The 23104-nt window shown below is 44.8% G+C and carries 26 protein-coding genes; 6 read left to right on the forward strand and 20 right to left on the reverse strand.

All coding sequences use genetic code 11. The features are described from left to right. Nucleotides 1-11: 11 nt before the first annotated feature. From CVD19_RS04370 to CVD19_RS25325, 7 genes are all read right to left on the reverse strand, one after another. Complete coding sequence (locus tag CVD19_RS04370; RefSeq protein WP_101580649.1) at nt 12-1280, reverse strand: peptidase; 1269 nt, start codon at nt 1278-1280, stop codon at nt 12-14. A gap of 24 nt (nt 1281-1304) precedes the next feature. Further along, on the reverse strand, nt 1305-1970 hold the full coding sequence (locus CVD19_RS04375) for a 3-oxoacid CoA-transferase subunit B (protein WP_101580650.1): 666 nt from the start codon (nt 1968-1970) through the stop codon (nt 1305-1307). Then, on the reverse strand, nt 1949-2647 hold the full coding sequence (locus tag CVD19_RS04380; protein WP_101580651.1) for a CoA transferase subunit A: 699 nt from the start codon (nt 2645-2647) through the stop codon (nt 1949-1951). The genes CVD19_RS04375 and CVD19_RS04380 overlap by 22 nt, the downstream gene beginning before the upstream one ends. A 1-nt stretch (nt 2648) precedes the next feature. Then, on the reverse strand, nt 2649-4007 hold the full coding sequence (locus tag CVD19_RS04385; protein WP_101580652.1) for an aspartate aminotransferase family protein: 1359 nt from the start codon (nt 4005-4007) through the stop codon (nt 2649-2651). Nucleotides 4008-4153: 146 nt separating this feature from the next. Further along, nucleotides 4154-5134: a S66 family peptidase gene (locus CVD19_RS04390; RefSeq protein WP_101580653.1), complete on the reverse strand. Its 981-nt coding sequence runs from the start codon at nt 5132-5134 to the stop codon at nt 4154-4156. A gap of 150 nt (nt 5135-5284) precedes the next feature. Continuing rightward, nucleotides 5285-6751, reverse strand: a complete 1467-nt coding sequence (locus tag CVD19_RS04395) for an NAD(P)/FAD-dependent oxidoreductase (protein WP_101580654.1) — start codon at nt 6749-6751, stop codon at nt 5285-5287. A gap of 185 nt (nt 6752-6936) precedes the next feature. Beyond that, entirely contained in the window at nt 6937-7074 is a 138-nt protein-coding gene (locus tag CVD19_RS25325; RefSeq protein ID WP_374702868.1) for a YjcZ family sporulation protein, read from the reverse strand. A 247-nt stretch (nt 7075-7321) separates the two neighbouring features. Here CVD19_RS25325 and CVD19_RS04405 point away from each other — a divergent pair, with 247 nt between their 5' ends. Beyond that, a complete protein-coding gene (locus CVD19_RS04405) occupies nt 7322-8404 on the forward strand; it encodes an SGNH/GDSL hydrolase family protein (RefSeq protein ID WP_101580656.1) in 1083 nt (360 codons plus the stop codon). 97 nt (nt 8405-8501) lie between these two features. Then, nucleotides 8502-9080 carry a DUF502 domain-containing protein gene (locus CVD19_RS04410; RefSeq protein WP_101580657.1) on the forward strand — a complete coding sequence of 193 codons (579 nt, stop codon included), beginning with the start codon at nt 8502-8504 and terminating at the stop codon, nt 9078-9080. A gap of 45 nt (nt 9081-9125) precedes the next feature. Here the strand turns inward: CVD19_RS04410 and CVD19_RS04415 are convergent, their stop codons facing one another. The 4 genes from CVD19_RS04415 to rsgA form a co-directional block, all read right to left on the reverse strand. Further along, entirely contained in the window at nt 9126-9623 is a 498-nt protein-coding gene (locus CVD19_RS04415) for a PTS sugar transporter subunit IIA (protein ID WP_101580658.1), read from the reverse strand. 5 nt (nt 9624-9628) lie between these two features. Beyond that, nucleotides 9629-10036 carry a peptide-methionine (R)-S-oxide reductase MsrB gene (msrB, locus tag CVD19_RS04420; protein WP_101580705.1) on the reverse strand — a complete coding sequence of 136 codons (408 nt, stop codon included), beginning with the start codon at nt 10034-10036 and terminating at the stop codon, nt 9629-9631. A gap of 34 nt (nt 10037-10070) precedes the next feature. Then, nucleotides 10071-10616 (reverse strand): peptide-methionine (S)-S-oxide reductase MsrA, encoded by a 546-nt coding sequence (gene msrA / locus CVD19_RS04425; protein WP_101580659.1) that lies wholly within the window; start codon nt 10614-10616, stop codon nt 10071-10073. Between the two features lie 132 nt (nt 10617-10748). Then, complete coding sequence (rsgA, locus tag CVD19_RS04430; protein ID WP_101580706.1) at nt 10749-11762, reverse strand: ribosome small subunit-dependent GTPase A; 1014 nt, start codon at nt 11760-11762, stop codon at nt 10749-10751. 390 nt (nt 11763-12152) lie between these two features. Here rsgA and CVD19_RS04435 point away from each other — a divergent pair, with 390 nt between their 5' ends. Both CVD19_RS04435 and CVD19_RS04440 read left to right on the forward strand, forming a co-directional pair. After that, on the forward strand, nt 12153-12917 hold the full coding sequence (locus CVD19_RS04435; RefSeq protein ID WP_101580660.1) for a DUF4397 domain-containing protein: 765 nt from the start codon (nt 12153-12155) through the stop codon (nt 12915-12917). 113 nt (nt 12918-13030) lie between these two features. Further along, complete coding sequence (locus CVD19_RS04440; protein WP_101580661.1) at nt 13031-14401, forward strand: RsmF rRNA methyltransferase first C-terminal domain-containing protein; 1371 nt, start codon at nt 13031-13033, stop codon at nt 14399-14401. Nucleotides 14402-14439: 38 nt separating this feature from the next. Here CVD19_RS04440 and CVD19_RS04445 read toward each other — a convergent pair whose 3' ends face one another. The 6 genes from CVD19_RS04445 to CVD19_RS04470 all read right to left on the reverse strand — a co-directional run bounded on the left by CVD19_RS04445 (nt 14440) and on the right by CVD19_RS04470 (nt 19736). Continuing rightward, entirely contained in the window at nt 14440-15018 is a 579-nt protein-coding gene (locus CVD19_RS04445) for a YpmS family protein (protein ID WP_101580662.1), read from the reverse strand. After that, nucleotides 15015-15857, reverse strand: a complete 843-nt coding sequence (locus CVD19_RS04450; protein WP_101580663.1) for an SGNH/GDSL hydrolase family protein — start codon at nt 15855-15857, stop codon at nt 15015-15017. The genes CVD19_RS04445 and CVD19_RS04450 overlap by 4 nt, the downstream gene beginning before the upstream one ends. A 110-nt stretch (nt 15858-15967) precedes the next feature. Further along, complete coding sequence (locus CVD19_RS04455; protein WP_101580664.1) at nt 15968-16537, reverse strand: SCO family protein; 570 nt, start codon at nt 16535-16537, stop codon at nt 15968-15970. A 104-nt stretch (nt 16538-16641) separates the two neighbouring features. Next, entirely contained in the window at nt 16642-18258 is a 1617-nt protein-coding gene (locus CVD19_RS04460; RefSeq protein WP_101580665.1) for an ATP-binding protein, read from the reverse strand. A gap of 234 nt (nt 18259-18492) precedes the next feature. Beyond that, nucleotides 18493-19335: a DegV family protein gene (locus CVD19_RS04465; RefSeq protein ID WP_101580666.1), complete on the reverse strand. Its 843-nt coding sequence runs from the start codon at nt 19333-19335 to the stop codon at nt 18493-18495. Between the two features lie 149 nt (nt 19336-19484). After that, entirely contained in the window at nt 19485-19736 is a 252-nt protein-coding gene (locus tag CVD19_RS04470) for a DUF2535 family protein (protein ID WP_101580667.1), read from the reverse strand. A 120-nt stretch (nt 19737-19856) separates the two neighbouring features. Between CVD19_RS04470 and CVD19_RS04475 the strand changes: the two genes are divergently transcribed. Next, nucleotides 19857-20039, forward strand: coding sequence for a hypothetical protein (locus CVD19_RS04475; protein WP_101580668.1), 183 nt, complete (start codon nt 19857-19859; stop codon nt 20037-20039). A 67-nt stretch (nt 20040-20106) separates the two neighbouring features. Here the strand turns inward: CVD19_RS04475 and tatC are convergent, their stop codons facing one another. From tatC to ilvA, 3 genes are all read right to left on the reverse strand, one after another. After that, entirely contained in the window at nt 20107-20868 is a 762-nt protein-coding gene (gene tatC, locus CVD19_RS04480; protein WP_101580669.1) for a twin-arginine translocase subunit TatC, read from the reverse strand. A gap of 170 nt (nt 20869-21038) precedes the next feature. Further along, complete coding sequence (locus tag CVD19_RS04485) at nt 21039-21242, reverse strand: twin-arginine translocase TatA/TatE family subunit (protein WP_101580670.1); 204 nt, start codon at nt 21240-21242, stop codon at nt 21039-21041. Nucleotides 21243-21409: 167 nt separating this feature from the next. Further along, a complete protein-coding gene (ilvA, locus tag CVD19_RS04490; RefSeq protein ID WP_101580671.1) occupies nt 21410-22675 on the reverse strand; it encodes a threonine ammonia-lyase IlvA in 1266 nt (421 codons plus the stop codon). Between the two features lie 173 nt (nt 22676-22848). Here ilvA and CVD19_RS04495 point away from each other — a divergent pair, with 173 nt between their 5' ends. After that, nucleotides 22849-23076, forward strand: coding sequence for a hypothetical protein (locus CVD19_RS04495; protein WP_101580672.1), 228 nt, complete (start codon nt 22849-22851; stop codon nt 23074-23076). The last annotated feature ends 28 nt before the right edge of the window (nt 23077-23104 follow it).

Genomic DNA, 23104 nt, shown 5'->3' on the forward strand with positions numbered 1-23104 from the left:
TCCCCATCCTTTTATTCGTCGGCCCCGCACCAGTCAATAATTGTAAAAGCAATGATCTCAGCTGCTTCAAATACATCCTCAAGCCGGATATATTCATTTGCCTGGTGCGCAGTCTCTGTTACGCCCGGACCGAATACGACAACCGGTGTATGTCCGATATTTGATAAAATTCCGCCGTCGGTCCCCCATGGTGAGGCTTCAATTTTCGGTGCCTGTTTTTTTACGGACATAAAACTTTTCTCCAGCGCCTTCAGCAGCTCATGTTCCGGGTCAAGATTTCCGGGCAGCCAGTTGCCGCCGAACCATTCCAGCTTTAAAGGGTTTTCCCGGAGCCATGAGTCTGTTTCCTGCAAACCAGTCAGGACGTTCTTCATTTGCTGTCTGGCACTGTCAAGTGTTTCGTCCGGGGCGACACCCATCCTGCCTTCAATGACCGCTGAATCCGGGACAGAAGAAGGCCAGTCGCCGCTGTTTATTTTACCGATATTAATCGGTATGGGAATGGGGATTCCTTCAAAGAGGGGATCATGGATGGTAAGGTTTCTTGTTCTCTCAAACTCTTGCAATCTCCCGATGACCTCGGTCGCCTTTTCAATTGCACTCACTCCTTCATACCTGGTTCCGCCATGCGCGGCTTTCCCCCTGACCGTGATCCTGAACCACATCGAACCCTGCTGCTTCGGGAAAAATTTCATGTTCGTCGGTTCTGGTATAATCGCGCCGTCTGCCCTGTAATCCCGAAGGACAGCCGCAAGAGTGCCCGCACCGCCGCTTTCTTCTTCTATGACACTCTGAAAAATGACATCACCCTTTAATATTATTCCAGTTTTAATAACCGCTTCCATGGCCAGCAGCAGGGCAACCGACCCGCCTTTCATGTCTGTCGAGCCCCGTCCGTACAGCTTTCCGCCTTCTATATATCCACTAAAAGGATCCCGTTCCCATTCATTCAAATCTCCAACAGGCACTACATCTATGTGTCCATTCAGAACGAGTGATTTCCCGCCGCCGCTCCCTTTCAGGACACCGACCACATTAGGGTTTCCGGCAAAGCTTTTGCGGTCGGAGCAGTAGACCGGGTGATTGACCAGTGCTTCCCCTCCAATTTCCCATATATCAAGATCAAGCCCCAATTCTCTGCATTTTTCAATAATCACAGCCTGGGCACCACTCTCATTGCCGCGGCTGCTGCCCTCCTGGACGAGTCTTTGCAGCAGCCGTGCTGCCCTCGCCCTATGTTCCGTGATGTACACTCTTATCCGGGATTTAAGCTGTTCCAATGTATCCTCCCCTTCCCTTGCAGTTTAGTATGCAATCATTCTAATGTTTTCCCCATTATCAAACTGGCAAGCTGTCTTTTCAGCGACTTCTTCAACTGTACGAGGGAAAAACAGCTCTCTAAGCTTCAGGGTACCGCCCGAGATTTCGAACACCGCCAAATCTGTGATGATTAAATCCACACATCTGCCAGAGGTCAAGGGCAGCGTACAGCGTTCCAAAATCTTCGGCTGTCCATTCTTATCGGTATGGCTCATCAGGACAACAAGTTTTTTTGCTTTTTGGGCGAGCTCCATCGCTCCACCCATACCGGGAACTTTTTTGCCGGGAACAATCCAGTTTGCCAGGTCTCCTGTTTGGCTGACCTGGAGTGAACCAAGAATGGAGATGTCAACCCTTCCCCTGCGGATCATTCCGAAGGCCACCGAGCTGTCACAGTATGAGGCGCCAAGAACTGTAGTAACCGGAAATCCTCCGGCATTGCACAGGTTTTCATCCTCTTCCCCTTTGGCCGGCGTCTCTCCCATTCCGACTATTCCATTTTCAGCATGGAACATTACATTCATTCCTGAAGGCAAATGGTCCGGGACGAGTGAGGGAATCCCGATGCCAAGGTTGACGACCATTCCTGGTTTTATTTCCTCCGCAGCCCTTTTTGCCATCCTGTTCCTTATTTCATTTCCCATGCCCATTTCCAATTCACCCCGCTTGTCGGAATCACCATGTCAACAAAAACACCTGGAGTAACTATTTCTTCAGGGTTGAGACTGCCGAGCGGTACGATTTCCTCCACCTCGGCAATCGTAAATTTCCCGGCCATCGCGACAAGCGGATTTGTATTCCTCGCGCTTTTGTCGTAGACAAGATTCCCGTAGGGGTCGGACTTTTTGGCATAAACAATGGAAACATCTGCCGTCAGCGCAGGCTCCACCAGATAATCTTTCCCATTAAGGTTGAGCCGTTGTTTGTTTCTGGAAACTATATCATTTTCGATTCCAATGTCGGTCAAAATGGCTCCAAGCCCCATGCCTCCTGCCCGGATCCTTTCCGCCAGCGTTCCCTGGGGGGAGAACTCGACCTCAAGCGCACCATCCGTCATCAGCTGTCCGGCGACCGGATTGGACCCGATATGGGAGGCAATGACCTTTTTCGCCCTCCCGCGGCTGACGATCTTGCCAATGCCGATGTGCGAGAAACCTGTGTCGTTCCCAATCAATATCAAATTGCTAATCTCTTTTTTAAGCAGTCCATCTATGAGGGCCGGCGGTGTGCCTACACCTCCAAAGCCGCCAAACATCAATGTCATGCCATCAAAAAAGTGTTCCATGGCCAGCTTTAAAGATGACAGCTTTCCAAAAGGGTTCTCCATGTCAATCCCCCTCCCTGTCCGGGTTTTTCATGAACTCATGTTGAAAGACGGAAAATGTTTTCCGCAGGAGTACAATCAATTCATCAATCTCCCTTTTTGTAACGGTCAGCGGAGGGGCAATCAGGACAGCGTCACTGCTTATCCCATCCAGGCCAGAACCTGCCGGGTATAACAGCAGACCATTGTTTCTGCCTGTTTTGACAATGTTATCGGTGAACCTCATCGTCCGCGGAAATGGTGTTTTTTCCTGACGGTTTTTAACAAACTCGATTCCGATTAATAGTCCTTTGCCCCGAATATCGCCAATGAAAGAGAATTCGGCTTTTAACCTGTCAAGGTGGTTTTTCAAGTACACGCCTTTGAATTCGACGTCATTGATGATGTCATTTTTTTCAAGATATTCAATCACTGCAAGCGCTGCGGCACAGGCCTGGGGGTTCGCGCTTAACGTATGTCCGCTCATGATGCTTTTGGAACCATTCATGATGGGTTCCATCACCTGATCACTGACGAGGGCTGCAGCGATCGGTGCGTAACCAGCACCCATCCCTTTTCCAAGCGCGGCAATATCAGGGACGATTCCCCAGTGGTCAAAAGCGAGCATCGTGCCGGTCCGGCCGAATCCTGTCATCACTTCATCTGCAATAAAGAGGATTTCATGCCGCTCGCATATTTCTTTTAAAGTTTTATAATAACCATCCGGCGGAGTGATTGCCCCTCCTGCTGCCCCGATGACTGGCTCAGCAATGAAGGCAGCGATGTACTCCCGGCCTATCCGGTTTATGGCTGCTTCAAGCTCTTTTGCACAAAGATGCCCGCAGGCTGGTGCATTTAGGCTGTAAGGACAGCGGTAGCAGTATGGCGGGTGGATAACCGGCAAATTTTCGAGGAGGGGAGTGAATCTTGCCCTCCGACCTGGATGTCCGGACATGGACAGCGCGCCCATCGTAATTCCGTGGTAGCTGAGCCAGCGGGACAGTACTTTGGTTTTTGTATGGATCCCTTTTTCCTGCCAGTATTGGATTGCAATTTTCATCGCGGTTTCTGTTGCCTCGGAACCGCTGTTGACAAAAAAACACCAATTCAGGTCACCGGAAGCATGTTGGGCAATTTTTAAGGCGAGCTTTTCTGCGGGCTCACTGGTAAACTGGGAACGGTACACGAACGACACCCTTTTTGCCTGCTCATGCATCGCTTCAATTATTTCTTCGACACCATGCCCTATATTCGCGGTAACTGCTCCTGAAGCTGCGTCAAAATATTTCCTGCCTTCCAGGTCAAACAAATATGTCCCTTTTCCATAGTCAATAGTGGGATATGTTTCATCGAGTGCAGGTTTGATTAAATAAGATTGATCCACAGTCTCACTCCATTTCATCCAAACGATTCTACAAATAGGACAGTTCTATAAAGTGTATGAAGTGAAATTTTAAATCTTTCATGAAAAAGAAAATACCTAATAACATGAAAAGGACACCCCGCCAGGCAGGGGTGCCCTTGATATTGTCATTCTTTGTTTTCAATAATGATCTCCGTGTTGCTGCCGGCTGCTTTTACAGATGCTGACACGCCGATCGGTATGGCGGCAAACGGCTGGACATGTCCAAAATTCACATTTGCTATGACTGGAATGCCTTTCAGCTCCTCTTTTGTGGCAATGATATGCCGGATTGCTTCATCAGTGACACCGGAATCTTTTTGGAACCGCCCGATTAACAGTGCTTTGATGTCTTTTGCATCAGGCAAATGAAGAAGTGACTGTAAGTCCCGGTCAAAGGTTCGGCCATGGGATTCATAATCGTCCTCAACAAACAGAATGGCATCCTTTAAGGAAGGCATATACTCAGCACCTTGCAGCAGATTGAGCGTGCATAGGTTGCCGCCTATCAATTTTCCCGATGCGCTGCCTTCCTGTACGACTAAATAACCGTCCTGTTCAATGAACGTACGGTTTTCCTGGTCCAGGAACCATGGATCATCAGACCAGGCCGGTGACGGCTCCACAGTGTATGGCGCGTCATTTGTAACGGCACTCAGGAAGGATTCGAGCGTGTATTCAAATCCATGCTTCACCCCGAAACTGGAGAAATGAGGTCCTGAATAAGTGACCAGCCCGGTTTTTTTATAAATGGCCGACTGAAGGGCTGTTATATCACTATAGCCGCAAAACACTTTTGGATTGTTCAATATTAACTCGTAATCTATGTATTTTAGCAGCTGATTGGAATTATAGCCCCCGATCGCTGTCAAAACACCTTTCACATTACGATCGGCAAAAGCATCATGCAAATCTTCTAATCTTTCAGCAATTGAGGAACTGAAAAATTCATCATGGGCTCCGGTATTTTTTCCAAAGGTCACTTTGAATCCAAGGCTGTTCAACCGGTTTACCGCAATGCCGATTTGCGCTTCCTTAATAATGGCCATGCTTGTAGAGGGCGCGATCACCCTGATTTCATCGCCGGGCACCAATTTTGCCGGAATCATAACTATGCCTCCTTGTTTAAAATAAGATAATTTTACCAGAGAACGATGCGGAGGGATAGGAGAAAAATGTACCTCTGCGGCTCCATTCGCTGTATTTTCACTGAATAACGCAAAAGAGGCCCGCCAGCAATGACAGGCCCCATCATATTCTTATACAGTCACCGGTTCTGCAATTTTTCCTGTTTTAATCTTTTCGATTATATCCCTTGCGATCCATACTCCGCAGGCGCTTGCCTGGGCAAGTCCCCTTGTCACGCCGGCCCCGTCGCCGCCGACATACAGGCCGCTTATCTCTGTTTCAAAACGGGCGTTCAATTTTGGGCGGGCCGAATAAAATTTCGCTTCGACACCATAGAACAGGGTGTGCTCAGAGGAGATGCCAGGTGACACCTTATCCAATGCCTCTGTCATTTCAATCAGGCTTTTCAGAGTATTATACGGAAGGACGAGCCCGAGATCTCCGGGCACTGCTTCTTTTAACGTCGGCTCGAGGAACCCTTCTTTAATCCGTTTTTCTGTCGATCTCCGCCCTTTTAGGATGTCGCCGTATTTCTGAACGATGAGTCCGCCATTGGACAGGCTGTTGGCCAGCCGTGAGATTTCGTGCGCATACTCATTCGGTTTATCAAATGGCTCCGAAAATGTATGGGAAACCAGGAGGGCAAAATTGGTGTTCGGGCTCCCCAAATTCGGGTCCTTATAGGCATGCCCATTCGCAAGCATGATGCCTGAATGGTTTTCAACCACGACATGGCCCGAAGGATTGCTGCAAAACGTCCTGACCCTTGTGCCGACAGAAGTATTAAATACGAACTTTCCTTCATAGAGATGTTCATTTATTTCTTCCATCACAACATTGGATGTTTCGACTCTTACCCCGATATCAACCTGATTGTTGATCATTTTCAATCTTCTTGATTTCAGGAGCTTTGTCATCCATTTCGAACCATCTCGGCCTGGCGCAATCACAACTTTACCGGCCAGAAGCTGCTCTCCATTTTTGAGCAATACGCCTTTTGTTTTGTGGCCTTCTGGTGTTTTTTCAGTAATTAAGTCCTCGATCTCCGTTTTAAATGCCATATCAATTCTGACTTTTAAGTATTCATAAATATCCTTCAGGATTTCCAGGTTCTGTTCTGTCCCCAGATGTCGCACCTGGGCGCGTAGCAGCTTGAGCCCGGCTGCATAGCCCCTCCGTTCAATTTCCCTGACTTTGTCCGTCATCGGATCAGTGATGCTTTCAGTTGCACCGTGTTTCAGATTAATTTTGTCCACGTATTTTATTAAATCAAGCACCGTAGATTCAGGGAGGTAATCGGTCATCCAGCCGCCAAATTCGCTTGTAATATTAAATTTGCCGTCCGAATAGGCGCCAGCGCCGCCGAACCCGTTCGTAATGGAACAGGCTGGAAGACATCCTGCAAAATCCTTTTTTCCGGCAGCAGGCGGACACTTCTCAATCTTCTTTTGCAGAATCGGGCAATTTCTCCGATAAATATCATGGCCTTTATCCACCAATATTACCTTTGCTTCAGGCATCTTCAGTGTCAATTCGTAGCAAGTGAAAATCCCGGCGGGTCCTGCCCCAACAACGATTACATCATAATGTGTATCCATTACCATTCCCCCTGATGCTGCATTTTACTTTTTCCATACGTAAATATATCAAAATACATATAGGGGGTCAATCAAAAAACCGAACTTTTTTTATAAAAATAAATATATCGTTCGTGAATTGACCTATAATCGAATTTTTCCAAAATCAAAAAAAGATTGCCCGACATGCGGACAATCTCTTTATCCTAATAGTTTCCCCAGCAGCAGGCACCAATAATGATCAGTAAAATAAATAACACCACGATTAACGGAAACCAGTTAAGTCCGCCGTATCCACTGGGCACCCCCGCATAAGGATAGTAGCAATATCCGTAGCCGGCCACAGGGCTGGGCTGGCTCAAAGCAGCCGGAAGGTTGGGTTGGCCGTATCCATCCATGTCAAACACTCCTTTTTTACTTATTCCCTTCTACCTTATGAAGTGGGTACTTGACCCGTTTGTGTTTCTGCCTATTTATCGGGCTGCTTCTGTTAGTTATTTGCCTGCAATTTCCGATGCTTTTAAATTCGGAGAAATAGGGTACTAATTGATTTATAATATTCTTATCGGACATCACCAGGAGGATCTAAGCATGACGAGAAGGGTGGCATATATTTTTTCGGGATTTTGTTTGTTTCTCCTTATTTTATATGTGGCGGGGAGCCTGTTCGGGACAGACCACACGAGAAATTACACAGTGTACGACAAAATATCCCGCGGGATGAAGATAAATTATCTTGTGATCGGTGACAGCATCGGAAGGGGTTCGGGGGCGGAAACAAAAGAGATGCGCTGGTATTCTCAGCTTGAAGCCCTGCTAGAGCATTATAACGGAGTTAAGGCCAGCAGACATTCCATAGTACAAAGCGGCGCCACAGCCTTTGAGGGGCTCTATAAGCTCCAGAATTCCCGAAAGCTAAGGAATGTGGACCTTATTTTTATTGTTTTTGGGGAAAATGACCGGAAATATATGAGTCCTGAAGAGTTCTCCTTTTTTTATGAAAAACTGCTGCGCCACGCAAAAACCCTGTACCCCCGTGCAGAAATCGTGACAATTACTGAAAGCTGCCTAAAGCAGGACCCATATGCAGAAAAAATCAAGCAAATCTCGGATCATTATAGGGCAAAAAATGTTGACATGAGAATCCCGTTCAAACAGTCCGGGCTCCTTACAGAAGAACTTACCGCTGATATGGTCCATCCAAATGGGCTCGGGTACCAGCTTTATGCCAATACCATTCATAAATTGCTGAGGAAAAATTCCCAGTTGCTTTTGCCGGTCGCCAGGTTAAAGAAGCCGCTCAGGGACTCACTCGAATTTTCATTGAAGGAACTGCCTGAATTCAGCTTGAAAAAGGGTTTCGACCCTGTGAATGGAATTCTTACTGCCAGCCAGCCAGGGAGCTTCATTGAATATGAGTTCAAGGGGACACTTCTCGGGATCAGGCTTATCAGAAGCGAATCAGGCGGGATGATGAACGTTTACGTGGACGGACTCTATGTCAGGACTATTTCCACATGGTGGCCATTACCGCGCGAACGATTTTTGTATGTAACAAGCGGGATGACGGACAGGAAACACAAAGTAAGATTTGAGATGGTCAAGGACGTTTCCCCGCAAAATGTGTCAGGCAGCTCTATTGTTCAAGTGTCATCTTTAATAGTCAGCAAGTAATAAATCATTTAAAGTTTCAATGTTATGTTTGCAGGGTGCTTCCCATCCACTTATAATTAACTTTTAACAATACAATTTGAATAATCAGGGAGATAAAATGAGAACTTTACTGAAAAACTTTATAAACGGAATTTTGACAATTGTTCCGATTATCCTGGTCGTCTATGTCATCTATAAAATGTTTATGTTTTTGGATGGCCTGCTCGGCAATTTATTAAAGCCGCATTTAAAAGATGACTACATACCGGGGATTGGCCTTTTGGCAACAATCGCTTTGGTCACCGCCCTCGGGTGGCTGTCAACCCGGTTCATTACCGGCAGTGTCATCAAGCTTGTTGACCGTTTGCTTGAAAAAATTCCGGTGGTCAAGACCATTTACTCCGTCATTAAAGACACAGTGCATTCATTTTTAGGCGAAAGAAAATCGTTCTCAAAAGTGGCGCTTATCACAGTTCCTGGTACAGAAATGAAAAGCCTTGGCTTTATCACTGCAAGCGAACTTGAAAGCTTTTACAGCCCGCTGAAGGACTATGTCGCTGTCTATGTGCCGCAGACCTTCCAGGTGGCTGGTTTCACCTTTTTGGTTCCAAAGGAACATATTGAAATCATCGGGGTTAAACCTGAAGACGCGATGAAATTCATCTTGTCAGGCGGCATGACATCCAAAAAGTCATAGCTGGACAGGAATAAAATCAGCCGCCATACGCTGGCGGCTGATTTTTTATTCGAAGGTTACAGTTAAAACCGGTGAATCTCCCCGCTGGACCGGACCTTCCTGCTCATGGGACAGCGACGCGGCACTGTCGGTGTTTGTGATAATAATTGGTGTGACCGTGCTTTTCGCTTTGGTCCTGATGGTTTCCAGATCGAATGAGACGAGCTTGTCCCCGGTCTTGACTTTGTCGCCTTCTTTCACATGGGTTTCAAAGCCTTCCCCATTCAGTGATACTGTTTCCAAGCCGATGTGGATAAGAATTTCCGCGCCATTTTTTGCTTTGATCCCAATGGCATGCTTTGTTGGGAAAACCTGGATAATTTCCCCGTCAACTGGTGATACTGCTACACCCTCTGTAGGTTCGACTGCAATACCGTCCCCCATCATCTTCTGTGCGAAAACTGGGTCAGGCACCTTGTCCAGGGACACCGCATTTCCTGTTATCGGAGACTTCAATTGAACCGTCTTTACTTCTTCCTTGCTTCCAAACCATTTCTTGAACATCTGTTTCATCCTTTCTGAACGTTGTCCTCAAATAATTTAATATACTCTTGATAGCCCTCTTCTGCAAGTTTTTCCTTCGGAATAAATCTTAATGCTGCCGAATTGATGCAGTACCGTAAACCGGAAGGGCCTGGGCCATCATTGAAAACATGGCCCAGATGCGAATCAGCTGTTTTGCTTCTTACCTCCGTGCGCACCATGAAATGGCTGTAATCCATTTTCTCTAATATCTCATCTTCATCAATAGGTTTTGTAAAGCTTGGCCATCCGCAGCCTGCATCGTATTTGTCCCTGGAACTGTAGAGCGGTTTTCCCGACACGATATCCACATACAAGCCCTCCCGTTCTTCATTCCAGTATTCATTCCTGAAAGGCGGTTCAGTGCCGTTGTTTTGCGTCACCTCGTACTGCATTGGCGTCAATTTCTTTTTCAGCTCTTCTTTGTTGTCATTTGCCAACCTGATCACCCCAATGTCTCTCAATAAATGCTTCCCTGCCTGACCCCTTTTGGTAGGCGTTATATCTCTGTGGATTCTTCTTGTAGAAATCCTGATGGTATTCTTCAGCAGGGTAAAATTCTTTTGCAGGAATAATAGGTGTTACTACTGGTTTATTGAACCTGCCGCTTTGCTCAAGCCGCTGCTTTGATTTTTCGGCAAGCTCCTTCTGTTCATTGCTATGATAAAAAATCGCGGTTTTATAGGAGTGGCCACGGTCGTAAAATTGGCCTCCCTCATCAGTAGGGTCGATTTGCTGCCAGAACAATTCCAACAGTTTTTCATATGGAAATACGTCCGGATCAAATTCAATCTGGACGGCCTCATAATGGCCGGTTGTATCTGAACACACCTCTTCATAAGTTGGATTTGCCTTGTGTCCGCCTGTATAGCCTGATACTACCTTGATGATTCCCGGCTGCTCGTCAAAAGGTTTGACCATGCACCAGAAACAGCCTCCGGCAAAGGTTGCAAACTCGGTATTGTTTTGGGACATATTAACACCTCTTTCTTTCACTTTACTTATTCCCTTTTGTGATCATTTTAACGCTAGAATCTAAAACATAGAAATATTAAGTCCTGGAGTGCAGAGTTTTGCCTCATACAAAAACCTCTTCATACGAAGAGGTCAGCGATTTTTGTTTTTGTTAGCCTGCCTGATCTGTTTATTGACTTTTTTCCAGCGCTGTTTTTCTGCTGACTGCGCTTTCTTATCCAGCTTTTTATCTAAATACGCCAGCTCTCTTAACAGTTTTTTATAGCTGTCGAGGCGCTCTTCCGGAAATTCCCCATCCTTTATCGCTTGTTCCACAGCACAGCCTGGTTCATTCTCATGAAGGCAATCACGGAACCGGCAATTGGCGGCGGCTGCTTCAATATCACTGAAGCTTTCAGCCAGTCCCCCGTCTGCTTCCCAGAGCTGCAGTTCCCTCATTCCGGGTGTATCAACCAGAATCGTGCCGTTTTCAAGCAGGACCAGTTCACGGTGGGTGGTTGTATGCCTCCCTTTATGATCAGCTTTGCGGATTCCATGTACCTTTTGGTTGTCGGTTCCTGCAAGATAATTGATCAAGCTCGACTTTCCGACCCCGGACGAACCCATCAGCGCGATTGTATTTCCGGGAACCAAGAACGAAGAGAGTTCCTCTATGCCTGTTTCCTCGAAGACGCTGACAGGAATGACAGGCACTCCAAAGGCTATAGCCTCAACAGCTTGCACACATTCACTCAAGTTAGCGCAGAGGTCCGCCTTGCTTAGGATAATGGCCGGGTTGGCACCACTTTCCCATGCGAGCAATAAATATCTCTCAATCCTCCGCACATTCAAATCATCGTTTAATGAATTCACAATAAAAACTGTATCAATATTGGCAGCTACAATTTGTTCTTCTGCCGCGTTTCCGGCAGTCTTCCGGGAAAACTTGCTAAACCGGGGAAGCACAGCCTGAATGGTGCCGCGCTGTTCGTCCTTTCTCAGTTTTAAAGCGACCCAGTCGCCCACAGCCGGAAGATCGTCTCTTGATTCAGCCCCGAACGACAGTTTCCCAGAAAGCTCGCAAAGCAGCTCTCCGTATTCGCTCCACACCCTGTAAAGCCGTTTATGTTCAAGAGCGACCCTTCCGAGTGCGAATCCATTTTCCATATATGGTTCAAATTCCTTTACAACAACTTCTTTTAATCCGATTGATGCAAAATACTGATTATTTATCAAGTTTTAATTCCTCCATGCTTAATTTTAGAAAACACAAAAAAACCATAGGCATGCCAGCCCATGGTTTTTTAAGCATGAGAGAATTCCAATGCAACTTCTTCAGCTTCGACGGTGGGCTGTGCTGACGTCAAGACAAATATGAGATTGCCTGGAATAGTTCGATTTTGTCATTACACTTCACCCACCTTTCAGTCATTTGTTATAAGTATATGGAAAAATTATCCCCGTGTAAAGGCTAATGAGTATCTATTTATGTTTTACACGAAACCACTGAAATAGTCATAAGTTATCTTAAAACGATCCAGAATAGGAGCGGAGAATATGCCCGGAAATAGAAACGTGCAGGTATATTTTCAAAAAGCATCGATGTACAATCTTCTGGCCGATTATTATAAATATTCAAATCCACAGCTGCATGTCCTGTATTATCAAAAGCATTTGAAGAATTTATATAAAGCCATTCATTTAGTAAGCCCCGATTTTCGGAACACTGAAGGGATGCAACAGCAGCCTGCCGAGTTTCGTCTGTTCCATGCTTCACCTGACGCAGATAAAGTTGATATTTACTTAAACGGGAGCAGGATTTTCAAGGATTTTCCTTATAAAAAAGTGAGCAGCTATATGACCCTTGCGCCAGGGATATACCAGATTGATATTTATCCTGCCGGTGATATGGTTACAACGATTATCAGCACTAAAGTGAACGTGGAACCGGAAAAATGTTATACTTCGGCTGTCGCTGGTCCTGTTACTAAACCGCGCCTGTCGGTGTTTGAGGATGAGCCAGGTGTACCTGTGGGTGAATCAAAAGCCAGGTTCATCCACCTCTCCTATGATGCGCCGGCATGTGATGTAGCAGTTAAGAATGGTGATGTGATATTCCCCGATGCCCCCTACAGCAAAGCAACAAATTATCTTGGCCTGACACCGATGACAGTTGATTTGGAAGTAAGGGTGGCCGGTACGAAAAACGTTGCCCTGGACCTTTCCCAGCTCAAGTTCCGGCCGAACCAGGGCTATACAATCGTTTTAGTTGGAACGGCACAAGGAGAACCAGAGCTCGAGGCAATTATATTGCAGGGATAAGAAAGCGGCCGTTCACGGAATACGGCCGCTTGAATATTTTACGATGACTTGACTCAACAAAAAAAAAAGAAAATAATTTGATTGGCAGACTGTTTTTGAAGGGAGCCATTGCTATGGATTTGCCAACTGAATTTAAACAAAAAATGACTCGCCTGCTTCAGGAGGAAGCCGGCCCATTTTTCTCTACATATGAACAGCCTAAGGCGAGTGGGTTAAGAATCAATCCTCTTAAAATTTCGCAGAAGGAATGGGACAAGTTATCACCATTTCCTCTCAAAAAAATCCCGTTTGTACACGGGGGCTATTATTATGAACCTGACGAGACCCAGCCGGGAAAACATCCATACCACCAGGCAGGCTTATATTATATACAGGAACCAAGTGCAATGTTTGTTGCCGGACAGCTGGCCCCGGCACCAGGGGAACGCGTGCTCGACCTGTGTGCGGCACCAGGAGGGAAAACGACCCAGCTGGCCGGAATGATGGAAAACAAAGGCATGCTCGTTGCAAATGAAATTAATCCAAAACGCGCAAAAGCCCTGTCTGAAAACATAGAGAGACTCGGCGTCACCAATACGATCGTTCTAAATGAGGCACCCGCAAAGCTCGCTGGAATTTTTGCAGGATATTTTGATAAAATTCTTGTCGATGCCCCTTGCTCCGGCGAAGGAATGTTCAGAAAGGACGGGGATGCCGTCCGTTTTTGGTCCGAAGACCATATGATAGATTGTTCTATCCTTCAAAGGGACATTCTTAAATCAGCTTATTCAATGTTAAAAGAGGGTGGAATCCTCGTTTATTCAACTTGCACGTTTTCACCTGAGGAGAACGAACAATCAGTGGAGAGGTTTCTGGCAGATTTACCTGATATCGAGCTTGTGGAAATCAAGAAAGAAAACGGCATTGCACCCGGCAATCCGGACTGGTCAAACACCGGCCTTATGGAGCTGGAGAAAACAGCGCGTCTATGGCCGCATCTTTTGCGTGGGGAAGGTCATTTCACCGCGAAATTCCGAAAAAGTGGAGTTTCCGGCGCTTCAAAAGTAAAATCGTTTACATCCAATGCTCCCAGGAGCCAGATCAAAGATTTTGACCGATTTAAAGAAATGAACCTGTCTGGTGTTTCGTATGATAACTATTTTCTTGCTGGCCAGCAGATTTATTCATTGCCTGGTGATGCTTTTGACCTAAAAGGACTGAAAGTGGTGAGGCCCGGTCTTCATCTGGGGGAGTTTAAGAAAAACCGGTTTGAACCAAACCATTCACTCGCGATTGCATTAAGCGCTGAAAATGCAAAGAATATATATTCCGTTTCGAGCACGGGTGACGATTGGCTCCGTTATTTAAAAGGAAACACCTTTTCTACTGGCCTTGACAGGGGATGGATCCTGATAACAGTCGACGGCTTCCCGATCGGCTGGGGAAAAGAGGCAAAAGGAATTATCAAAAACTTTTACCCTAAAGGTCTGCGGATCTTGGGGTGAAAAACAATAAGAAAAAGGTGCCTGGTTTTCAGGCACCTTTATTTTGTGGGGACGAGCAGTGTAAAGGAGATATTGTCTTCTTTCAGATCGAATTCATTCACTCTCACTTTAATATCGCTCTTTAGTTTTAAGTCCCTCATGGACACATATACCATCTCATCATTCGGCTGTATATTGACCCACTCCGGGAGATTGTAGCTGTTCCGGATAAAGTTTAAAACATAGGAAACGGGTAGCTGCAGCTTTCCGATTGAAATGGTTTTTTGCTTCAGGATCAGGTCGCCATTTTTGAGTGCTTCCGGCTCAAACGTCAGCTTCATCTGAAGGTCCTGGCTGAACACCGGGATGGTACCATAGAGTTCGACCTCATCCCTCAGAACGACCTCGTAATCTACTGATCCAGTTGCTTGTTCATCAAGATAATGATTGATGATTTTGTTTAAATCAGACTTGTTTGTGTTAATTAGGAACTTTACATCATTGGCATCTTCGTTTCTATCAACCTTATTAATAGGTGCATCTTCTGCTGGTGAAGCTGCCATTATAAATAATACCGCCGCTCCTGCCACCAGGATCCCTGCCAAAATGAAAAAAGCGAGCTTCCATTTATTTTTCATTGATCTTGAATCTCCTCTTTTACGGCTGTGAGCGTTCGCTGATGCAGTTCCTTCAGGGCTTGCCCATCCAGTTCCGCATAAACTCTTCCGGCGATCAATTCATAGCCTCTGTCATTTGGGTGGAAGTGATCTTTAAAAAGCAAGTTTTCATCGTCCCCAAGAAAAAGATCATTTATATCCACGAAATAAGCATGATTGTATTGTTCTATCACTGACTGGCTTGTGTCATTCCAGCCTTCTACAATTTCGTCCATTTCCTTCACATCTGCAAACCATTTAACAAATGGGTTATAAAGGCCGATTAATATGACCGTACTGTCGGGATTAGCTGCCCTGATTGATTCGATTGCATCGGTTAAGCGGGTTTTAAACAGCTCCTGTTCGGCTTCGAAATCGTTCAGTTCAAGATTCATGAAATTTTCCCTGACCACTTTCATAATATCGTTCCCGCCGATTGTCATTATAACGATATCCGCTTCCTGTAACGCTGTTTGTACATCAGGGCTTCCGATTGTTTCAAGCAGCTCGTTTGTCCGGTTGCCTTTTACTCCAAAGTTGTTCACTTCAACCTCTTTTATCGATCTTTCCTTCTCCAGCAGGTCAGTCAAATAAGGGACATATCCACCCTGATCAGTGCTGTCACCAACACCCTGGGTAAGCGAATCGCCGACCGCCGCTATTTTTATCTTTTGCGGAAAGAAGCCTGGTGGAACCTGCTCCTTTAAACTGATCCCCGTTTCCTTTCCCTTGTTCCCCTCGCCATGTTGTGATCCAGAGTAAGGACCACAAGAAACCAGCATCAAAATGCTAAGAAAAAATAAGGTCAGTTTTCTCGTCATCATTTTCACCTGCCTTAAAAACTAATAGTATTATAGCACGACATGGATTGTCCGAAACACCCAGGTGAGCCAGGGAGTTGCCCAGCCAAAAAAATAGACCTTTATAAGGTCTACTGCAATGCTTTCATATCATTAATAATCTCATCATAGGGAATCTCATTAAGTCCGCTGTATACTTTCATGATCGTGCCTTTTTGATCCACGAGATAAAATTTTGTTACATGCGTCACCTGGTCTCCCTCAGCCGGTTTTTGAACAATCCCTTTAAAGGATTTCATCGCCAGCTGTTCGATCTCCTGCTGTTCATAGCCAGTAAGAAAATTCCAGTTCTTTAAATCGGCGTGAAAACGTCCGGCATATTCCTTGAGCTTTTCCGGGGTATCCACAGCAGGATCAACGCTGAATGAAACAAATTCTATATTCTTTAGTTCCTCTTCCTTAACCTTTTCCTGCAGCTTTGCCATATTCGCTGTCATTGGCGGACATACATCTGCACAATTAGTAAAGATAAAGTCGGCAACCCATACTTTGCCTTCCAGATCCTTCAACCCAAACGATTGGTTAACTTGATTTGTATAGGAAAAATCACCGACCGGCCAGTTCAGGGGGTTTTCAATTCCCTTTTGCCCGCATGCCCCCAATACCATTGCAATGGCAGCCAGGACCATCAACCTCCGCATTTTCACTCAATCACCTTCATTCTATTTTTCATCCACGAAACTATTCTAGCAAACGTTTATAAAACTAGGAAGAAAAAGGTGCGGAGCCATGTTTTAATATTGTGCTAGCCAGAAAGAGGCAGATAAATCTGAAAGGTTGTTCCCTCGCCTTTTTTGCTTTTCACTTCTATCCTGCCGCGCATTCTTTCGATGATTTGGTAGCACACCATCAGACCCATGCCGGTGCCACGTTCCTTCAAAGAGTAAAAAGCAGTCCCGAGCCGGCTTATCTCATCCTTTGTCATGCCAACTCCAGTATCTTTAATCGAAAATACCGCGAATGACCCTGACTTTTCTATCGCAAGGCTTAACGTCCCGCCATCCTTCATTGCTTCAATTCCATTTTTTAAAATATTGATTAAGACTTGTTTCAATTCATTAACATTTCCTTTTATTGTAATATCGTCGTTTATTTCTATTTTCAGGTTAATATTTTTAGACATCATCGCGTAAGACGACATCAGGTCCATCACGTTTTCAGCAAGGTCAGCGCCATCTATGTCTTCAGACTGGTTCAGGTCCGGTTTGGCCAGAGAAAGATAGTCATTAATGATAGTTTCAGCCCTGTTCAATTCGTCGATCATCAACTTAATATACATGTGTTCTTCGTTGCTCATATGGTCCTTGGCAAGGAATATTTGCAAGAAACCTTTCACTACTGTCATGGGATTTCGGATTTCGTGTGCAACAGAGGCGGCCAGCTGGCCTATCGCATTCATTTTTTCTGCCCGCTGAAGCTCCTGCTGGATTTTCGTCCTTTGAAAAATGTCCTCCATCCGGTCGATTGCTTGTTCAAATAAGTGGACATGCTCTCCATTTCTGCGGGCCGGGCTAAGCTGGCTGGATGCTGCCGAAAGCCGTTCAAACAAAATGGAAAGCTGCGTTGTCATCTCGTTGAACCGTCTTGTTAAATCACCCAGATCGGACTCATCATGAACAGGCAATTGTACATTAAAATTACCAGAGGTGACCTCATTAATACCCACAAATATATCATCCACTGGCTTAAATACTTTTTTCAGCCCCCATTTAAGAATGATGTAAACAAGTGATGTAATAACCAGCAAAAAAATCAATAGCATAAACAGGGTATGAGATTTGTTTCTCTTAATAATTGATGCATCAAGATCAATTCCAAGAACGGCCACAAGTTCCCCGTTTTTATCTTTTATCGGCGCCAGTGCTGTAATCCATGTTCCAAGATCGTCGCTATAAATATCAGTAGAGTTTATTGTCTTTGTTTTAACAGTTTTGTTGAAAGCATTTAAAAACATCGGGCCGGCATCATAAAAATCAGGGGGCATGAACTGTCTGTCGCGGTAATTGCCGGACATGGCGAGCATATAAAGCCTGTCATCACGGTATAACTCCGGAAGCATCAAATACCCGCCAATATGTGAGGAATTTTTTTCATTTAACAGTGTCAGCTGTGCTGTCAGCCTTTCAGCAGCCGGATCGTTATTCTGTTTTATTTCAGCGGTCAGCTTAACATCTTCCGGGTCGATCACGACACTCCAAAGAGATGCCAGACCCCGCACCCGTTCAATCATCTGATCTTTCAGCTGCTTTGACTGGAGCAAATAGCTAACCCCGGCAGCGGATATAACCACAAGCGAGGAAATGAAGAAAGAAAACAACAAAATTTTTTTGAAAAGATTCAGGTTTTTGATGTTCCTGCTCATAATCCCAGTCCCTTTACTGCATCATTAAATAGCTTTTATTTGTACAATATTCGACATTTGGGAGAAAAGTCCTTTTTATCGAATTGTGCAGGGGCCTGGAATTTAAGCAGGCTATATTTAAAGCACTCTCATCAAAAGCTTTGATTTCTGCGAAAAACAAATAGCACATTATTCACCTGAAAATAATGTGCTACTTCCATATCGCGATGTCTTTGTGCGTCTACTCAGCCTGTCTCATTCAAAATAATACATGAAACCGATCGCGCCTTCACCTGTATGGGTGCTGATGATCGGGGTGGTATCTTCAATATCTATTTTGCAGTGCTCGGCAGTTTCCAAAATCGATTCTTTCAGTTTGGCAGCAAGCTCATACCCTTTGGCATGAACGAGGCCAATACCTTTAACCGTTTTGCCCTTGACGTCCTCAGTGAACTGTTTTGACAAATACTTGACAACCTGGGAGTGGCTTCTTGCTTTAGAGACAGGAGTATACTCCCCGCCTTCTAGGGACGCAATCGGCTTGATATTCAGAAGGGAGCCGATCAAGGCCCGTCCTTTTCCAATCCGGCCGCCTTTTACAAGGTTTTCAAGCGTATCAACAACAACAAATAAGCGAGTCTGTTCACGGATCTCATTAAGCCTCTCGACAATTTCCGCCATGCTTTTGCCCTGGGCAGCCATTTCAGCAGCTTCTACAACCTGAAACGCCAATGCTTTGGAAATAAAGCGGGAATCTACAACCGTCACGTTAGCTTTGGTCATTGCTGCGGCGCTTTCAGCAGACCGGACTGTGCCGCTCATGCCACCAGTCATATGTATGGAGAGAACATCAAAGCCTTCATCGGCAAGCTCGTCGTAAATTTTTAAAAATTCTCCGGCTGGTGGCTGTGAGCTTTTTGGAAGCTCTTCAGAAGCTTTCATTTTCTCCATAAATTCGGCGGGAGATATTTCGACCCTGTCTAAATAAGTTTCCCCGTTCATAGATATCGATAATGGAACAACTTTGATACCGTGCTTATTGATTATTTCATCATTAAGGTCAACAGTTGAATCGGTTACAATTTTAATTTTGCTCAAATGATCACATCCCTATAAAACACTCATGTTTGTAATTATAACATTTTACTCTGCTTATTTTAAATGGAAACTACAGAAAACGCTGATAAATTTGCCGATTAACGCGAAAAACGCAGAAAAGCGCCGCGAAATGCGGCCCTCTGGAAAAATCATGCATTATTTTTCAACTCATTTGATTTAAACACCCGCTCGTAATCAGGCCATTTCAGTACTCGTTTTAAATAATCCTTAAATGAGTAAAGCTTGCTCGTATGGGTTTCATTGTAAATCAATGTAATAAAAGTTTGCAAACGGACTTGGATCATAAAATAATAAGGGCTCGCTTCCTCCAATACAGGAATATCCATGATTTTAACCTTCTGTCCAACAACGTTTTTGAACTCCAGGCTTTTGAATAACAAAATATCAATCCTCTTTTTCACCCGTTTATTATATTATAAACCAGAGCTTGTTCGAAATGTGTCTGTTTGCGCCTGACAAGAAAAAATTTTTGTGAATTTTTAAAAAAGAATGTTGTTCGTATGGATTACTTGCTTTTTGGCAAGCCAGTGAGGGCGAAAACAGTGACGCAGTGGGATTTGGCGCCCAAAACACCACTGCATATGAAATGCCCGAACAAGGACTTCCCTCCCAAAAGCTATCGCTTTCAGTCGTACGATGCTAATGCTGCCGATGCAATCCTTGTCCTGTCCGTCATAATTTAGACGTAAACACAATTTACAAATTGTAAAAGTACAAAAACCCCCAGATCTAATCTGAAGGTTGTTAATGTCATGCAGTTTCTCCATTGTCATCGTTTGCGAATTGCTCTTCCCATTCACGTTCTTTTTTGAGCTTGCGCCTGTAAACAATCTTTGAAAGATTTATGCTTATTTCATAAAGGAACAATAAAGGGATTGTCACCAGAATGTCGGACATGAAATCCGGCGGTGAAATCACCACGGAAATGACGATAAGGACAAAGTACGCGTATTTTCGGATTTTCACGAGCACATACGGATTGATCACACCGAGTGAAGTGAGGAACATGACCACAACCGGCAGCTCGAAAAGTACTCCAAAAGGAATCGTCATGTGCATGAGGAACCGGAAATATTTTTCCGCTGTAAAATTCGTCGCCAGCATTTCCCCGCCGAGTTCCACCAGGAAGTTCAGCACGGTCGGAAATATGACAAAATAACCAAAACATAAGCCGACAATAAATAAGATAAATAAAGCCGGAATATATGATAAAGAGATCTTTCTTTCAAACGGTTTTAACGCAGGCTTTACAAACAGCCAAACCTGGGTGGCCAGCACCGGTATCGTTCCGGCAATCGCAATGACTGTAGCCAGCATGAAATAAATCCAGATGATATCGCTTGGACCAAGAACAATCAGTTTTACATCCAGGTCACGCACGAAAAATTTATAAATGTCCTCCACATAGACAAATCCGACGATGAAAAACACTAAAAAAGCCAATGCCGAAATAATCAGCCTTTTCCTTAATTCATCTAAGTGGTCCACCAGGTTTAAGTCTTTATCCTCCATACATCTCCCCTGCCAATTCCCTTTTGTTGCATTAAAAACATTACACGAACCCCCGGCCTGCTATCCGCCCAGATCCCAAATTAAAAGATGGCCTGATCCGCAGCAGGAGTTCAATTGTTTTTGCGCATTCTAATTGAAGAAAAAAGGTGCAAGACCTTTTATCTCACACCTTATTTAATCGCTTTAGTTGCTTCTTTTTTATCTTCTTCGAATTCTTCCATTACATCGCTTGTCAGCTCGCGGGTTGATTTTTTGAATTCACGAAGCGTCTGCCCGAATGCACGGCCAATTTCTGGCAGCTTTTTAGGGCCGAAAATAATTAATGCAAGGACAAGGATTAAAATTAATCCAGGAACTCCGATGTTTGATAACACTGATCAACATCCCCTTTATTTTTTAACTTAATGAATCTACTACGATTATAGTATTTTTATTTGCAGTTTGAAAAGCAATGCGGGAAAAATTCATAAGAAATTCACAATCCGGCCGATTATTTCTACTTTGTGACATTTCTCATTTAATTTTAAAGAATCTTAAATTATTATACCAGCAAATTAAACAGCTGGTTATCCTTATTAAGTTCCAAAAATGAAAAACCTTTTTTTTCCATTCTCCCAATGAGACGAGAATAATCATTTTTGTCTTTTAATTCGATGCCGACAAGGGCAGGCCCGCTGTCCTTGTTGTTTTTCTTCGTATATTCGAACCTCGTGATATCATCGTACGGTCCAAGTACGTCATCCAAAAACTCTCTCAAAGCCCCGGCACGCTGTGGAAAATTGACGATAAAATAATGGAGCAGCCCTTCATACAGAAGGGAGCGTTCTTTAATCTCCTGCATCCGGCTGATGTCGTTATTTCCTCCGCTGACGATGCACACAACTGTCTTTCCTTTAATCTCGTCCTTCATGAACTCCAGGGCTGCTATCGGAAGCGCTCCGGCAGGTTCGGCAACAATAGCGTGTTCATTATATAATTCGAGTATGGATGTGCATACTTTTCCCTCGGGAACTACTACAATATCATCCAGCAATTCCCGGCAGATTTCGAAGGTTTTTTCGCCAACGCATTTGACTGCAGCCCCGTCAATGAAAGTGTCAATCGATTGCAGGGGTGTGACCCTGTTTTGAATGAAGGAAGCTTTCATGGAGGCTGCCCCTGCTGGCTCGACCCCTATCAGCCTTGTCGCTGGAGAAACGCTTGTTATATATGTGGCGACCCCGGCCATCAGCCCTCCTCCGCCAATGCTTCCCAGTATATAATCCACCGGTGCTTCACTGTCATTAATGATTTCGACAGCAACTGTGCCCTGCCCTGAAATGACTGTTTCGTCATCAAATGGATGAATGAAGACGCTGCCTTCTTGTTTCGCACACTCGATCGCCTCTTGGTAGGAATCGTCAAAAGAGTCGCCTACAAGAATGATATCGACAAATTCCCGGCCAAACATTTCAACCTGGCTCACTTTTTGCCTTGGTGTTGTTGCAGGCATAAAAATTTTCCCTTTGATGCAAAGCTGCCTGCAGGCAAAAGCCACCCCCTGGGCGTGGTTCCCGGCGCTGGCACAAACGACGCCATTGCCAAGAGACGCTTCGCGCAGCTTCATGGAATAATAGGCACCTCTCAGCTTAAAGGAACGGACATGCTGCAAATCCTCGCGTTTTAAGTAAACATTACACCCATATTTTTCCGACAGCCGTTCGTTTTTTTGAAGAGGTGTATGGGCCACGATTTCTTTCAGGTGCCTGTGTGCTATTAAAATATCCTCCACCTGCACCCGTCTTTTTTTCATAGTTTTTTGTTCCATACGATCCCCTCACTTTTATCCGTGTTGTTAATTTGTACATTATAACACGAAATCGAAAAAACCCAGCATATATTTTTAAATATTTAAACTTTTCAACTTATACCCCGCATAGATACAGGGAAAATGCACATATACTATCATAAATTCACACAATTGTAACAGGGGGATGGAATATGGAATTTTCATTGTGCAGCTATGATGGCGCACTCCCAGTGGAAGTGACGCTAGATGAAGACAATGGAAGGTACATGATCCGCAAGAGCGACACTAGCGGGGAGTTTTTTAACAGCGCAAAAGAATTGATCCTGTGGATAAGGGCAAACTTCAGCGTCGAAGAATTTTGTGTTCCTGAGGAATTCAATGGGATGATGGAAATGCTGGCTCAATACGAAATCAAATGATGAGTTTCAAAAATATAAACAGGAAAGC

Origin of the sequence: Bacillus sp. T33-2 (genome assembly GCF_002860205.1) — a bacterium.
In the GTDB taxonomy this organism is placed as follows: domain Bacteria; phylum Bacillota; class Bacilli; order Bacillales; family Cytobacillaceae; genus T33-2.

Excerpts from the sequence above, each read along its gene's own strand:
- CVD19_RS04375 (WP_101580650.1), bottom strand. The coding sequence starts at position 1,970 with ATGGGCATGGGAAATGAAATAAGGAACAGGATGGCAAAAAGGGCTGCG.
- CVD19_RS04380 (WP_101580651.1), bottom strand. The coding sequence starts at position 2,647 with ATGGAGAACCCTTTTGGAAAGCTGTCATCTTTAAAGCTGGCCATGGAA.
- CVD19_RS04390 (WP_101580653.1), bottom strand. The coding sequence starts at position 5,134 with ATGATTCCGGCAAAATTGGTGCCCGGCGATGAAATCAGGGTGATCGCG.
- CVD19_RS04395 (WP_101580654.1), bottom strand. The coding sequence starts at position 6,751 with ATGGATACACATTATGATGTAATCGTTGTTGGGGCAGGACCCGCCGGG.
- CVD19_RS04405 (WP_101580656.1), top strand. The coding sequence starts at position 7,322 with ATGACGAGAAGGGTGGCATATATTTTTTCGGGATTTTGTTTGTTTCTC.
- CVD19_RS04410 (WP_101580657.1), top strand. The coding sequence starts at position 8,502 with ATGAGAACTTTACTGAAAAACTTTATAAACGGAATTTTGACAATTGTT.
- CVD19_RS04415 (WP_101580658.1), bottom strand. The coding sequence starts at position 9,623 with ATGTTCAAGAAATGGTTTGGAAGCAAGGAAGAAGTAAAGACGGTTCAA.
- msrB (WP_101580705.1), bottom strand. The coding sequence starts at position 10,036 with ATGCAGTACGAGGTGACGCAAAACAACGGCACTGAACCGCCTTTCAGG.
- msrA (WP_101580659.1), bottom strand. The coding sequence starts at position 10,616 with ATGTCCCAAAACAATACCGAGTTTGCAACCTTTGCCGGAGGCTGTTTC.
- rsgA (WP_101580706.1), bottom strand. The coding sequence starts at position 11,762 with ATGGAAAATGGATTCGCACTCGGAAGGGTCGCTCTTGAACATAAACGG.
- CVD19_RS04435 (WP_101580660.1), top strand. The coding sequence starts at position 12,153 with ATGCCCGGAAATAGAAACGTGCAGGTATATTTTCAAAAAGCATCGATG.
- CVD19_RS04440 (WP_101580661.1), top strand. The coding sequence starts at position 13,031 with ATGGATTTGCCAACTGAATTTAAACAAAAAATGACTCGCCTGCTTCAG.
- CVD19_RS04445 (WP_101580662.1), bottom strand. The coding sequence starts at position 15,018 with ATGAAAAATAAATGGAAGCTCGCTTTTTTCATTTTGGCAGGGATCCTG.
- CVD19_RS04450 (WP_101580663.1), bottom strand. The coding sequence starts at position 15,857 with ATGACGAGAAAACTGACCTTATTTTTTCTTAGCATTTTGATGCTGGTT.
- CVD19_RS04455 (WP_101580664.1), bottom strand. The coding sequence starts at position 16,537 with ATGCGGAGGTTGATGGTCCTGGCTGCCATTGCAATGGTATTGGGGGCA.
- CVD19_RS04460 (WP_101580665.1), bottom strand. The coding sequence starts at position 18,258 with ATGAGCAGGAACATCAAAAACCTGAATCTTTTCAAAAAAATTTTGTTG.
- CVD19_RS04475 (WP_101580668.1), top strand. The coding sequence starts at position 19,857 with ATGGATTACTTGCTTTTTGGCAAGCCAGTGAGGGCGAAAACAGTGACG.
- tatC (WP_101580669.1), bottom strand. The coding sequence starts at position 20,868 with ATGGAGGATAAAGACTTAAACCTGGTGGACCACTTAGATGAATTAAGG.
- ilvA (WP_101580671.1), bottom strand. The coding sequence starts at position 22,675 with ATGGAACAAAAAACTATGAAAAAAAGACGGGTGCAGGTGGAGGATATT.
- CVD19_RS04495 (WP_101580672.1), top strand. The coding sequence starts at position 22,849 with ATGGAATTTTCATTGTGCAGCTATGATGGCGCACTCCCAGTGGAAGTG.